11 protein-coding genes and 2 pseudogenes are annotated in these 12823 nt (G+C 60.9%); all 13 read right to left on the bottom strand.

What is annotated here, in order from left to right:
- Positions 1-247: 247 nt before the first annotated feature.
- Positions 248-862, bottom strand: a pseudogene (locus IPK17_RS41185) (proton-conducting transporter transmembrane domain-containing protein); the annotation flags it as partial.
- Positions 863-1207: 345 nt separating this feature from the next.
- A pseudogene (locus IPK17_RS41180) lies at positions 1208-1741 on the bottom strand (proton-conducting transporter transmembrane domain-containing protein); the annotation flags it as partial.
- Positions 1742-1933: 192 nt separating this feature from the next.
- Complete coding sequence (gene nuoK, locus IPK17_RS31430; protein WP_343421685.1) at positions 1934-2239, bottom strand: NADH-quinone oxidoreductase subunit NuoK; 306 nt, start codon at positions 2237-2239, stop codon at positions 1934-1936.
- 2 nt (positions 2240-2241) lie between these two features.
- On the bottom strand, positions 2242-2634 hold the full coding sequence (locus IPK17_RS31425) for an NADH-quinone oxidoreductase subunit J (protein WP_343421684.1): 393 nt from the start codon (positions 2632-2634) through the stop codon (positions 2242-2244).
- The gene (locus tag IPK17_RS31420) at positions 2627-3493 is read right to left on the bottom strand and encodes an NADH-quinone oxidoreductase subunit J (RefSeq protein ID WP_343421683.1); all 867 of its coding nucleotides are present in this window, start codon (positions 3491-3493) and stop codon (positions 2627-2629) included. The genes IPK17_RS31425 and IPK17_RS31420 overlap by 8 nt, the downstream gene beginning before the upstream one ends.
- 256 nt (positions 3494-3749) lie before the next feature.
- A complete protein-coding gene (gene nuoI, locus IPK17_RS31415; protein ID WP_343421682.1) occupies positions 3750-4244 on the bottom strand; it encodes an NADH-quinone oxidoreductase subunit NuoI in 495 nt (164 codons plus the stop codon).
- A 181-nt stretch (positions 4245-4425) separates the two neighbouring features.
- Complete coding sequence (gene nuoH, locus IPK17_RS31410; protein WP_343421681.1) at positions 4426-5940, bottom strand: NADH-quinone oxidoreductase subunit NuoH; 1515 nt, start codon at positions 5938-5940, stop codon at positions 4426-4428.
- A 3-nt stretch (positions 5941-5943) separates the two neighbouring features.
- Entirely contained in the window at positions 5944-8409 is a 2466-nt protein-coding gene (gene nuoG / locus IPK17_RS31405) for an NADH-quinone oxidoreductase subunit NuoG (protein WP_343421680.1), read from the bottom strand.
- Between the two features lie 103 nt (positions 8410-8512).
- The gene (locus tag IPK17_RS31400) at positions 8513-9040 is read right to left on the bottom strand and encodes a tetratricopeptide repeat protein (protein ID WP_343421679.1); all 528 of its coding nucleotides are present in this window, start codon (positions 9038-9040) and stop codon (positions 8513-8515) included.
- 3 nt (positions 9041-9043) lie between these two features.
- Positions 9044-10396: an NADH-quinone oxidoreductase subunit NuoF gene (gene nuoF, locus IPK17_RS31395; protein WP_343421678.1), complete on the bottom strand. Its 1353-nt coding sequence runs from the start codon at positions 10394-10396 to the stop codon at positions 9044-9046.
- Between the two features lie 8 nt (positions 10397-10404).
- Positions 10405-10899 (bottom strand): NADH-quinone oxidoreductase subunit NuoE family protein, encoded by a 495-nt coding sequence (locus IPK17_RS31390; protein WP_343421677.1) that lies wholly within the window; start codon positions 10897-10899, stop codon positions 10405-10407.
- Positions 10900-11004: 105 nt separating this feature from the next.
- On the bottom strand, positions 11005-12231 hold the full coding sequence (gene nuoD / locus IPK17_RS31385) for an NADH dehydrogenase (quinone) subunit D (protein WP_343422580.1): 1227 nt from the start codon (positions 12229-12231) through the stop codon (positions 11005-11007).
- Between the two features lie 54 nt (positions 12232-12285).
- The gene (locus IPK17_RS31380; protein ID WP_343421676.1) at positions 12286-12822 is read right to left on the bottom strand and encodes an NADH-quinone oxidoreductase subunit C; all 537 of its coding nucleotides are present in this window, start codon (positions 12820-12822) and stop codon (positions 12286-12288) included.
- Position 12823 lies beyond the last annotated feature (1 nt).

Below are 12823 nucleotides of genomic sequence, written 5' to 3'. Positions count from 1 at the left end.
AGCCCGTCGGCGTGTTGAAGAACCCGGCGACGAGGCTGAAGAACGCCAGCACGATCAACGGGATCGTCATCGTGGGCACGCTCTCCGGCGCGTGATCCGCCGCTTCAGTCCGCGGGTCGCCGTGGAAGACCATCGTCACCTGCCGCCACATGTAGAAAGCGGTGAAAGCCGCTGCGACCAGCAAAATGGCGAAGGCGATGAAACCCTTGAGTTCGCCGTCCTGGAAACCCACCACCCACGCATCCGCGAGGATTTCGTCTTTCGACCAGAAACCGGCAAACGGGATGATACCCGCCAGCGCCAGCGTCCCGATCAGGTATGTCCAATAGGTGATCGGCATCTTGCGCCACAGGCCACCCATGTTGCGCATGTCCTGCGGGTCGAATTCGTGTTCTTCGTGATGCTCGTCGTGGTGGTCATCATGCCCGTGAGCGGAATGCGCCACGTGGTGATGGCCGTGTTCCATGCCGTGAATGACCGAACCGCTGCCGAGGAACAACAGCGCCTTGAAGAACGCGTGCGTCACAAGGTGGAACATCGCCGCGCCGTACGCGCCGATCCCCACCGCCGCCACCATGAAACCGAGCTGGCTGACCGTGCTGTACGCCAGCACCTTCTTGATGTCCCACTGACCGAGGGCGATGAAGCCCGCCGCCAGCGCCGTCGAGACGCCGATGAGCGTCACAATGAACGAGGTCAGTTCGGCGTTGTAGAACAACACATTCGAGCGCACCATCATATACACGCCCGCCGTGACCATCGTCGCGGCATGGATGAGCGCGGAGACCGGCGTTGGACCCGCCATCGCGTCCGGCAGCCAGATGAAGAGCGGAATTTGCGCCGATTTACCGGTCGCGCCGAGCAGCAGGAACAGCGTAATCAGCGTGATGATGGTTTCAATCGACACGGTGAACGGCCCGAGATCGACTTCGCGGCCTTCTTGGAGCATGCGCTCGGCTTGCCCGAATACGCCGAGTTCATCGGTGGCGCGGGCAGAGTTATCCGCCGGATGTTCGGCTTCGGCGGCGTGTTCGCCGTCGACAACCGCCGCTTCAGCGTGATCACCTTCCGCGGGAGCCGCTTCGCTGTGTTCGCCTTCCGCCGGAACCGCAGCTTCACCTTCAGCAACGACCGCTTCTTCGCTGTGTTCCGCCGACGCATGGAGGATGACGGGAACTTCACCGGGCTTGTAGTAGTCGAGTGTGCCGAACGTCCAGAACATCAGGAACAGCGCCATCATCAGGCCGAAGTCGCCGACACGGTTGAGGATGAAGGCTTTACGCGCTGCATTCCCGTTGCGCCAACCGACGCCCTTGGCTTTGTCAAACCAGAAGCCGATGAGCAGGAACGAGCACAAGCCCACACCTTCCCAGCCGACAAACATCATCAGGAAGTTGTTGCCCGTCACCAGAATGAGCATGAACGCAAGGAACATGTTCAGGTAGGTGAAGAAGCGGTGGAACTTGGGATCGCCGTGCATGTAGCCGATGGAGTAGACGTGAATCAGCGAACCGATCCCCGTGACAAACAGCATCATCGTCACACTCAGCGTATCCACACGCATCTGCCACGGGATTTCGACGCCCGCTGACGGGATGCGCAGCCAGCCATCCAGGAACGGCGGGTTGACGATCACCGCCTGATAGCCGCTGCCGCTCAAGTAGCTGAACAGGAGGACGGCGACGACAAATGAGAGAGCCGCCGCGGTCGTCCCCACAATCGCCACGCCCTTCTCCCCCATCCGGTAGCCCCAGAACAGGTTGATGAACGCGCCAATCGCGGGAATGAGGATAATGAGTGGAACTAGCTGTGGATAATTTTCCATAGTTTCCCCTAGAGTGAGGACTGAGGACGAAGGACTGAGGACTGAGTATTGTCTCTACTCATGATCTTTTTCTCAGTCCTCAGTCCTGTATTTGCTCAGTCCTACCTTTTAGCCTTCCATCTGATGCAGTTCGTCGATGTTGATGCTCTTCTTCGAACGGAAGATCGCGACGATCAGCGCCAAGCCGACAGCCACTTCAGCAGCCGCCACCGTGATGATGAAGAACACGAAGAGGTGTCCGCTCTCCGAACCCCACTGGTTGGCGAAGGACGCCAGCGCGAGATTCGTCGCGTTCAACATCAGTTCCACCGACATGAAGACGAGGATGGCGTTGCGCCGAATGAGCACGCCGAGCGTGCCCAGACTAAACAAAACCATGCTGACAATGACGTAGGTATCGATCGTGATAGGCATGCTTATTCCCCCATCTTTTCCGGTAGCTGCGCGGCTTCATCTGCCGGCGCGACGACCTCGTGACCCACCTGCGCGGCGATCACGTTGACGAGCGGACGGCTGACCACGCGCCGCTGGCCCGGACCGCGGCCCTTCGCGCGTTCGATCTCGCGGTGCGTCAGCACGATTGCGCCGATCATCGCCGCGAGGAGCAGCAGACCGAGCAGTTGGAACGGCAGCATGAAGTCGGTGAACAGCATGTACCCGATCGCGCGCGGCCCGCCGAATTCCGGACGCGCTTCCGAGCGAATGGGCAGCGCCACCGGGCGCACAATCGCTTCCGCGCCGCTCACGGTCGGCTCACCCACGAACACAATCAGTTCGCTGTTGTCGGTATCAAATTCATATTCATTCATGCGGAACAGGCGTTCCGCTTGATTGTCCGCGCTGACGAACGACCAGTCGAAGCCGCCCTCCGGGACGTAGAACGCATCCGGAAACCTGACCGGAGGCAATTTCGGGGATGACCACGAGCGTATCGTTATCGTCAAATTCCGAGCGGAAATCGACCAGCGAAATCGGCTCGCTGTAGGCGTTGAACACGGCAACGCGGCTGGCATCATCTTCCGTGACCGTGCTCAGGTCATCGGCGACAACGGTCACCTGCGGCTGCGCGCCCGCGCCATACACAATCAAACTGGAAGCCGTGTTGGTGTCCAGCGTGGTCGTGATTTCCTGCGTAGTGTCATTGGCGAAATGCACCATCAACATGGTTTCGCCCGCGGTCAGTTCGACGAACGCCGTCGCTTCGCGGAATTCCACCGCCTCGACCAGCACCGAACCATCCGCGCCATGCACTTCGAAGCTGCCCGCATCTGGCGCGGCATTGATCACGCGCAGCAGCGGCGGTTGCCCCGGAGTCGGACGTTCCAGCGGACGACCGCCGATCACACCGAGGATGACCCCACCCAACATAATGACGAACGCGATCCCCAGCCCCCCCGCGAGCGGGAGGAACCAGCGGTAGCGACGGTCAGCCCGCGCTTCAGTGGTGTCGGCATCAAGTTTTTCTGAGCCAAGGAGCATGATCACGAACAAGAACAAGACCATGATCGCCCCGGCGTACACGGTGATCTGTATCATGGCGAGGAACGGAGCGTTCAACGTCAGGAACAGGAACGCGATACACATCATCGTGACGATCAGGAATAGGGCGCTGTGCACAGCATTGCTGGTGAGGAGCATCGCCGCCGCAGAAGCAATGGCTAAACCCATTACCAAAATGATTATAAGCTCTAGCATCTTGATTTCCCTGTTGGGCGCTTATCTTGGCTTGTGCAGTTTAACACAAACCCCCGCATAGTTCAAAATTTTAGACGACCACGTTGCCGAACTGCAACATTTACTGACCACGCCGAAAAACAGCCCTTCCAGCGGGTCCCAGTTCGCCTTTGTCCGGTGGTGCTGTCGCCACCACTGCTGGTTGTTGTACACAAAAAGCACCCCTGTTCGAGGTGCTTTGCTAAGCTGCTTACTTCGGGTTCGGCATGTCCGGGATCGGACGGTCGAACTTACCCGGTTCAACCTGCTGCGGTGTGTCCTGCCCGCCGGGCGGTACGGGATCAATCAGCATGTCTTTGACGAAGATCGCGTCCTTGCGGTTGGTGAAGGACAGCTCATGCTCGTGACCGAGCTGAATCGCCTGCGTGGGACACGCGTCTTCACAGTAGCCGCAGAAGATGCAGCGAATCATGTTGATTTCGTACGTCTTGGCGTAGCGTTCGCCGGGGCTGTGGCGGTTGTCGTCGGTGTTTTCCGCCGCTTCCACCCAAATGGCGTCTGCCGGGCAAGCCGCGGCGCACAGCGCGCAGCCGATGCACTTCTCCAGGCCGTTTTCGTAGCGGCGCAGGTGATGACGGCCCTTGTAGCGTTCACGGAACGGCTTCTGCTGTTCCGGGTACTGCACGGTGACCGGTTCTTCCAGTAAATGCTTGAACGTCGTCGCAAAACCGCGAATTATGTTCATCCAGCGTATCCCTTAAACTTGAGTCTCCATACCGACTGCTTCGGTCGCCATCTCTGACATCCGTTGCCAGCGGACGCGATAAATCGCGTCCCTACGAGCTTGCCCCCGGTGAGTGTGTTGGCGCCCCTCCCCGAATTCGGGGAGGGGTCGGGGGTGGGGTCAGGAAGTGCGCCCCGCCTGTTTACTTCTTAGAATCGTCCGGCGCAAGCTTGGCCAAGCTGTCCAGGGCGCCAATCGTCGCCTTGAGCAGCACGAACGGCACCGCAATGATGCCGCCGAGCACCTGCAGCGCCATATAGCCGATGCCGCCGCGTTCGCCCGTCACGACCGGGTCATTCTCCATCGCGTTGGCGTCATCGTTCGTGAATTCACCGGAGCGATTGAGCGCCCACAGCGACCCACCGATGACCACTACGAAGAAGACCAGCCCGGCGATGCCGTAAGCAATCGGGTCACCGAAGATGTCGCCGAGCAGCACCGCGACCGTCGTCCACAGCACCGCGACCAGCGCCAACGGCAGCAGGACTTTCCAGCCGAGCGCCATCAGGCGGTCATAGCGGATACGGGGGAGCGTCGCGCGCACCCACACCATGCCGATCAGGAACAGGATGACCTTGCCGATCAGCACGACCGGGCCGAGGAACGGCAGGTTCTGCACGAGGCCGAAACCGTCGTTGTAGCCGCCGAGGTAGAGCGATGCCACGATGATGCTCACCGAGATCATGCCGAGGTATTCCGCCATCATGAACATGGCGAACTTCATACCGCTGTATTCGGTCATGAACCCTTGCGTGAGTTCCTGTTCCGCTTCCGGCAGGTCAAACGGCGAGCGCGTGATTTCCGCGAGCAGCGCGATCATCAGGATGGCCATCGCCAGCGGGTTCTGGAAGGCATACCACTGCCAGATGTACGTCTGGCTCTCGATGATGTCGCCGAGGCTCATGCTGCCGACCAGCAAAATCGGCACGGCCATCGTCAGACCGAGGCAGAGTTCATAGCTCAACATCTGCGCCGAGGCGCGCAGACCGCCGAGCATGGCGTACTTGTTATTGCTCGACCAGCCCGCCAGCACCACGCCGTAGGTTCCGAGCGAGGTGATCGCCAGCAGCCACAGGATACCCACGTTGACATCGGTCAAACCGAGCGGCACGCGATACCACAGACCGTCAAACCACGGGATCAGCAGCTTCGGACCCAGCGGAATAACAGCCAGCACGATCAGCGCGGGCACCGTCTTGAGGATCGGCGCGAGGTAGTACACCGGCTTATCCGCGCCCGACGGGATGATATCTTCTTTGAAGATCAGCTTCACGCCGTCCGCCGCGGGCTGCAGGAAGCCGCCCGGCCCAACGCGGTTGGGGCCGGAACGCTGCTGGAACCACGCGATGAACTTGCGTTCCAACAGCGTGGTGTAGGCGAACCCGGTGAGCATGACGATCAGGAAGATCAGCGAGAAAGCGATGGAATGGACGGTCGGGCAGCCGCCGCCATTTTCACCGTAGCACTCGCGGATCAGGGACGGGTCGACACCATACGGGTTAAAGTAGCCTTGCAGCGCCGAGTCGCCGAGGCTGTAGAGCGTCGGCGCGAGCAGCACCAGCGCCACAATCCCGACGATCACCACCAGGCCGACGATGATCAGCCAACGCGGAATGCGCCGACTCTGATTCTCAGGGGCAGTAACAGTTTGAGCCATGGGTTATCTCACCAATTCCCTTACCTGACCAACCGCCGGGACGAGCGGCGCGGCGACTCCCGTCGCCAGGTTGCGCGGCAGCAGGATGGCGCCCTGCGGGGCGCTGCCGTTAACGCGCGCTTCGACTTCAATGACCTTCCCGGCGACGTCGATGGCGATCCGGTCGCCATCGCTAATGCCCAGTTTGCCCGCATCCGCCGCGTTGATTTCCGCGAACGGTGCCGGGATGCGCGGAGCCATGAGTTCGGCTTCGCTCGGACGGAACACACGCGCCCGGTTGTACAGGCTGACCGTCGGAATGACGACGAGATCGCCGCTGACCGCCGCGGGCACGTTGACCGTACCATACTCCGCCGCCGCGCCGCCATCCGCCGCCGCTTCGATCTGCACGCCGAGGCCGCCGCTGTTCTTGTAGGCCGTGCCGCCGTAGTACAGGTCGTCACCGCCGACTTCGGGGAACTGACGGTCGACCTTCGCCAGTTCGGAGTACCGTGCTCCGGCGAATGCGCCGACCGTCTGCGTGATTTCCAGCATGACTGCCGCCGCCGAGGTCTTGGTCTTCATCACGCCCAGCTTCTCGCCAATGCGCGAAGCGATCTGCCACAGCGGGAGCGCCGCGCCCATCGGGCCTTGCGCCGTGTAGAAGCGCTGCACGCGGCGTTCGCCGTTGGTAAACGTGCCGTCGCGTTCCGCAAAGCTCTGGATGGGCAGCGCGACCGCCGCCTTCTGCGCCGCTTCGTCGGCGAACAGGCTCAGCGAAATGACCGTTTGCACCTTGCTCAGCCACGCCGCCGCATTGGGATCATCCGCGTACACATCCGCGTCCGCGAGGATGAGCACCTTCGGCGGGTTGGCGATGATGTCGAGCGTTTCTTCAGTCGAGAAGCCCATGTAGTGCAGCCCCATCGCATTCGCGCCGGGGAAGGTCGCCATCAGACCATTCTGCGGCTTGCCGACGTGCCCGGTCTGGATGAGGAAATTGGCCGCCGCCTGCATCAGCGCGCGATGCCCCGCCACATCCAAGCCTTCGGCGCCCGCCACAATGATCAGGTTGTTCATGCCAGCCAGGTGGGCACCAACTTCGTGGTTGATCAAATCGTTCATCCACGCCGCCGCGCCGCCGACCGGGAAGCTGTCGACACAGCTCGCGAAGTCGGCCATGCGCGTGTGCCGGGCGTTCGCGACCGAAATCCACGCGCCGCGATCGTGCGCTTGCTTGAGGCGCAAACGCCACACGGGCGCTTCTTCTTCAATATCGCTGGCGATAATCAGCACGGCGTCGCCCTTGCCGAGCTGGCCGAGGTTCGTGCCCTTGCCCACACCCACCTGTGCGACCAGATCCATGCCCGTATACGGCTGCACCCACGCGCCAAGCTTGTTGTTGCCCTTCGCGCCGATCAACTGCGCCAGCGCGAACGCATCTTCATTCGTCAGGCCGGGGCCAGCAATCGCCGCGACATCGCCGTTCGCGCCATTGATGGCGTTGGCGGCGGCGTTCAGGGCTTCGACCCAGTTATCGACGGGCTTGCCGTTGACCAGCGGTTTCATCAGGCGGTCGGCGCTGCGTGTGAAATGGTGGCCGAAACGCCCCTTATCGCAAATCCAGATTTCGTTGACGTTCTCGTTCTGCCGCGGCATGACGCGCTTGATCATCGCGCGACCGTCGAAGTCGCGGTCAAGGCGCGTGCTGGCGGTCATATCGCAGCCGACCGGGCAGTGCGGGCAGACCGTCGGGACGCCCGTCAATTCCCACGGACGCGCGCCGAAGCGGAAATCCGCGGTGGTCAGCGCGCCGACCGGGCAAATGTCGGTCGTATTGCCGGAGAAGTACGTATCAAAGCCGGGGTCGCTCACGGTGATGATCTGGAGCGAACGCCCGCGTTCGTGGAACGCCAGCACGTCATCGCCGACCACTTCGCCCTGGAAGCGGATGCAGCGCGCGCACTGGATGCAGCGTTCTTCGTCCAGATAAATCAGATCGCCGAGCGGCACATGCTTGTCGAGGTGCTTCTTGTCCTCGAAGACCATGCGGCTGCCCTGCGGCCCGTGCGCCATCGTGAGGTTTTGCAGCGGGCATTCGCCGCCCTTGTCGCAGATCGGACAATCGAGCGGGTGGCTGGTGAGCAGGAATTCCACCACATTTTCGCGCGCCTGATCGACCTGCGGGGTGTTGGTGCGGATCACCAACCCATCGCTGACGCTGGTCGTGCAGGCGGTTTGCAGTTTAGGCATCCAGCGAATCTTCGGGTTGCCTTTGTCGTCCAACATGACCGCCCCGGTGGCGCGATCTTTTTCAATCGACCCCATTTCGACAAGGCACATACGGCACATGCCGACGGGCTTCATCTTGGGGTGGTAGCAAAACACGGGGATGTCGTTGCCGATCCATTTGGCGGCATCGACCAGATTCGTCCCCGCCGGGACTTCGTAAGCCTGATCGTCGATGTAGATTTTGACCGTATTTGCCATCGTTCCTCTCCAAAAGAGGGCTTGATTATACTGCGTAAAATCCGCTAACGGCTAAATTTGTCTGTGTAGGGGCGCACGGCCGTGCGCCCCTACGACCAGAAGATCACCGCCGTGCGCGGCTTTGTTTCAAACCTGCAAGGGCGCGGTCCTGCATCACCTGCGCGACCACGCCCCAATCCTGACTTTCCACCTGCGCCGCCGCGAGATCCAGCGCGCGCCGAAAATCCATTTCCGCATCCGCGTACCGCTTCAGCGTGAGGTACAGCTCACCGCGCAGCACGTAATTCGCCGGGACGTTCGGGCTGCGTTCAATGGCCTGCCCCAACCCGTCGATGCGGAGCGCCGCCGCGTGTTTCGGGCGCAGGAGCAGCGTCCAGAAGTCAATCGCGGGTTCGGCGGGTGGCTCCACGGTGATCGGCGGAGCGACCCATTCGGCCTCTGGCTCAATCACGGGCGCCGCCGCGACGGGCGCGGTCTCTGCACGGGGTTCTGCCATCAGCGCCGTCTCATCTTCAAAGGGGAGCGTCTCGGTTTCGACCTCATCCTCGTCTTCGATGAAGGGCGGACGGAACAGCAGCGTTTCGTCGCCGTCCACTTCGCCTTCCGGCTGCTGCGGCGTCTCGTCCGTCACGCGCTAATCTCCACCCTGCGCCGGGGCCGCGGCTTTACCCCGTGCCGCCCCCGCTGCCGCCGCGGGTTTCGCCGCTGGCTTGGCCGCCGCCGGTTCGGGCGCCTTGACATCCACGTGCTTCTTGAAGTCTTCCGGGAAGTTCTTGATCGTGTGGATGATCGGGTTCGCCGCGAAGTCGCCGAGCGCGCACAGCGTCACACCCTGCATGTTCTTGGCGATATTGGCGATCAGATCCACATCACTGGGCTTGCCCTGGCCGCTCAGAATGCGGTCGACCACCTTGTCGATCCAGTACGTGCCTTCACGGCACGGCGTGCACTTGCCGCAGCTTTCGTGCTTGAAGAACTTGATGGCCTTCGACGCGATCCACGTAATGTCGGTGTCTTCGTCCATGACGATGACCGACGCCGACCCGAGGATCGAGCCGACTTTGACGACATCTTCGTAGGTCAATTTGCAGTCAAGCACTTCGTCGGTTGCGCGCAGAATCGGCCCCGAACCACCCGAGGGCAGAATCGCCTTGATCTGTTTGCCGTTGGGGATGCCGCCGCCATGTTCGAAAATCAGCTCGCGGAACGTCACGCCGAGCGGCAGTTCATAGTTGCCGGGCTTGTTGACGTGACCGCTCAGGCAGAAAATCTTCGTGCCGGGGCTCTGTTCGTTGCCGTTGATGGCCTTGTAGGCCGCCGCGCCGTTGACGATGATCCACGGCACGTTCGTGAGCGTTTCCACGTTGTTGATGACGGTGGGTTCGCCGTACAGACCGCCGCCCTTGTTCGCGGGGAACGGCGGACGCACGCGCGGCTGACCGAGCTTGCCTTCGAGGCTTTCGAGCAGCGCGCTCTCTTCACCGCAGATGTACGCGCCCGCGCCGAGGTGCGTGTAGACCATGCACGACCAGCCCGAGCCGTTGATGTTGTCGCCGCACATATTGCCTTTGACGGCTTCGGCGATGCGATCATCGAGCTGATGCGCGAGATCCCAGAACTCGCCGCGCAGGTAGATGTAGACCGCTTTCGCCTGAATCGCGTAGGCGGCGATCAGCGCGCCTTCGATCAGTTGGTGCGGGTTATTCTCGATGATCTGCCGATCCTTGAACGTCCCGGTTTCGCTTTCGTCCGCGTTGACGACGACATACTTGACGGGTTCGCTCTGCGGGATGAAGCTCCACTTTGTCCCGGTCGGGAAGCCCGCGCCGCCGCGACCGCGCAAATTGGACGCCTTCACTTCGTTGATCACATCGGCGGGCTTCTGCGTGAGCGCCTTCTTCAGACCCTCGTAGCCACCGTTCTGGATGTAGACATCAAACTGATGAATGTTGGGAACGTCTTTTTCGCGGTAAATGATATTCGGCATACTGTCCCCTATTTCTGACTCACGGCGGCGTTGACTTCATTCCGCCATTGTTCGAGCAGGACTTTCATCTTTTCCATATCCAGATTTTCATAGAAATGGAAATTGCACTGCATCATCGGCGCTTTGTCGCACGCGGCGAGGCACATCACGTGTTCGACGGTGAACAGCCCGTCATCCGTCGTGCCGCCCTCTTCGACCTTCAGGTAGCTTTTAAGCTGCGCATGGAATTCATCCGCGCCGCGCAGCGCACAGGCGAGGTCAGTGCAGACCTGCAGCCAGTACTTGCCCTTGGGCTTTTCGGAGTACATCGTGTAGAAGCCAGCAATCGACTTGACCTGCGTCGGGTCAAGGTCGCACAGTTCCGCGACTTCGACCACGCCTTCGGGCGTAATCCAGCCGTATTCTTCCTGCACGATATACAGCAGGGGCATCACCGCTGACCGCTTATCGGGGTACTTGGCGAACGTTCTGCTAATGCGATCCGCATATTTGTCTTTGATCATGTTCAACCCTTTAGAGAAGGACTGAGGTTTGAGGACTGAGGACTGAGTCATACAAGCTCATCCTGCATTGCTCAGTCCACAGTCCTGAGGTTCTCAGTCCTGCTTTTATCTGTCGCTGTCGCCCAGCACGATGTCGACGCTGCCGATGATGCCCACCAAGTCCGCGATCATGTGCCCTTCCGCGATCTTGCCCAACGCGCTGATGTGAATGAACGACGGCGTCTTGAAGTGGACGCGGCGCGGCTTGTTGCCGCCCGTGCCGTGCAAGTAGCAGCCGATTTCACCGCGCGGGCTTTCAATCGCCACGAACACTTCTTGATCCGGCGCGCTGTAACCTTCCGTCCACAGCTTGAAGTGGTGGATGACCGCTTCCATGCTGCGTCCCAGTTCCGCGCGCGGCGGCGGGACGAACTTACGGTTGGTCGAACGGAACGGCCCGGCGGGAATATTCTTCATCGCCTGCTTGATGATCTTGATGCTCTGGCGCATTTCTTGCACGCGCACATAGAAACGATCATACACATCGCCGTGCTGACCCAGCGGCACGTCAAAGTCGTACTTCTCGTAGCCGCTGTACGGCTGCGCCTTGCGGATATCCCAGTTGACACCGCTGGCGCGCAGGCTCGGGCCGCTCACGCCAAGTGAAATGCCTTCTTCCGGCTCAATCACGCCAATGCCCTGCGTACGATCCATCCACAGCGGGTTGTTGGTGAGCAGCTTTTCGTAGTCGTCCACCTTGGCCGGGAAGTAATCGACAAAGCGCTGGAGCGCGGGCAGGAATTCCTCGGGGATGTCACGCCACACGCCACCGGGGCGGATGTAGCTGGACATCAACCGCTGACCGCCGAGCATCTCGTACATGTCGAGGATGTATTCGCGTTCGCGGAAGCAGTACAGGAACACGCTCATCGCGCCCATGTCGAGCGCGTGCGTGCCCAACCACACGAGGTGGCTGTTGATGCGCGTCAGTTCCGAGCAAATCACGCGGATGACCTGCGCGCGTTCCGGCACATCGAGGTCGACCAGCTTTTCCACCGCCAGCGCGAACACCAGATTGTTGTTCATCGGGGCGAGGTAGTCCATGCGGTCGGTCAGCGGCACGGCTTTTTCGTACGTGCGCGTTTCAATGCTCTTTTCGATGCCCGTGTGCAGATAGCCGACATCGGGCAGGCAGGTGACGATTTGTTCGCCGTCCAGTTCCAGCAGCAAGCGGAGCACCCCGTGGGTGCTGGGATGATGCGGCCCCATGTTCAGGAGCATGGTTTCGCCGGTCATCGCGCGTTCGCTAACGAGACCGCGAAGCTGCTCCAGGCTGCCTTCCCACTGCTTCATCGAATCAGGAATGGCGGTTGGTTCTATATTCTGGATACCCGTTACCATCTCGCGTTACTCCTTCGCAAACGGCTTGTGCTTGCTGATTTCGTCCGCATTGAACGAGAACATGACCGTCTCGTAACCGAGCGGGGCATCGCGGCGGGCGGGATGGCCGTCCCAGTCTTCGGGGAGCAGCACGCGGCGCAGATCGGGATGACCATCGAAGATGATCCCCATCATGTCGTAGATTTCGCGCTCCAGCCAGTTGGCGACCTGCCACACGCCGGTCACGGTCGGCACTACCGGTTCATCTTCCGGCAGGTAGACCTTGACGCGCAGGCGGCGGTTGTAGAGCATCGACAGCAGGTGGTAACACACGCCAAACCGCCCGGGACGGTTGTAGTCCGGGTAGTAATCCACCGAGCTGATATCCGACATGAAGTTGTAGATCAGGCCGTTGGTATCACGTAGGTAACGGCAAACGTTGACGATTTCCTTGGGGTGGATCACCAACGTGGTTTCATCGCGGAATTGCACAACGTCGAGGACGGCTTCCGGGAATGCTCCCTTGACCGCCTCGACGGGGTCGAGCGCCTTTGGAATTTGCATT

This window comes from Candidatus Flexifilum breve (genome assembly GCF_016713355.1).
The sequence above is the reverse complement of the archived record's forward strand: the minus strand, read 5'-3'. Positions and strand labels throughout refer to the sequence as shown.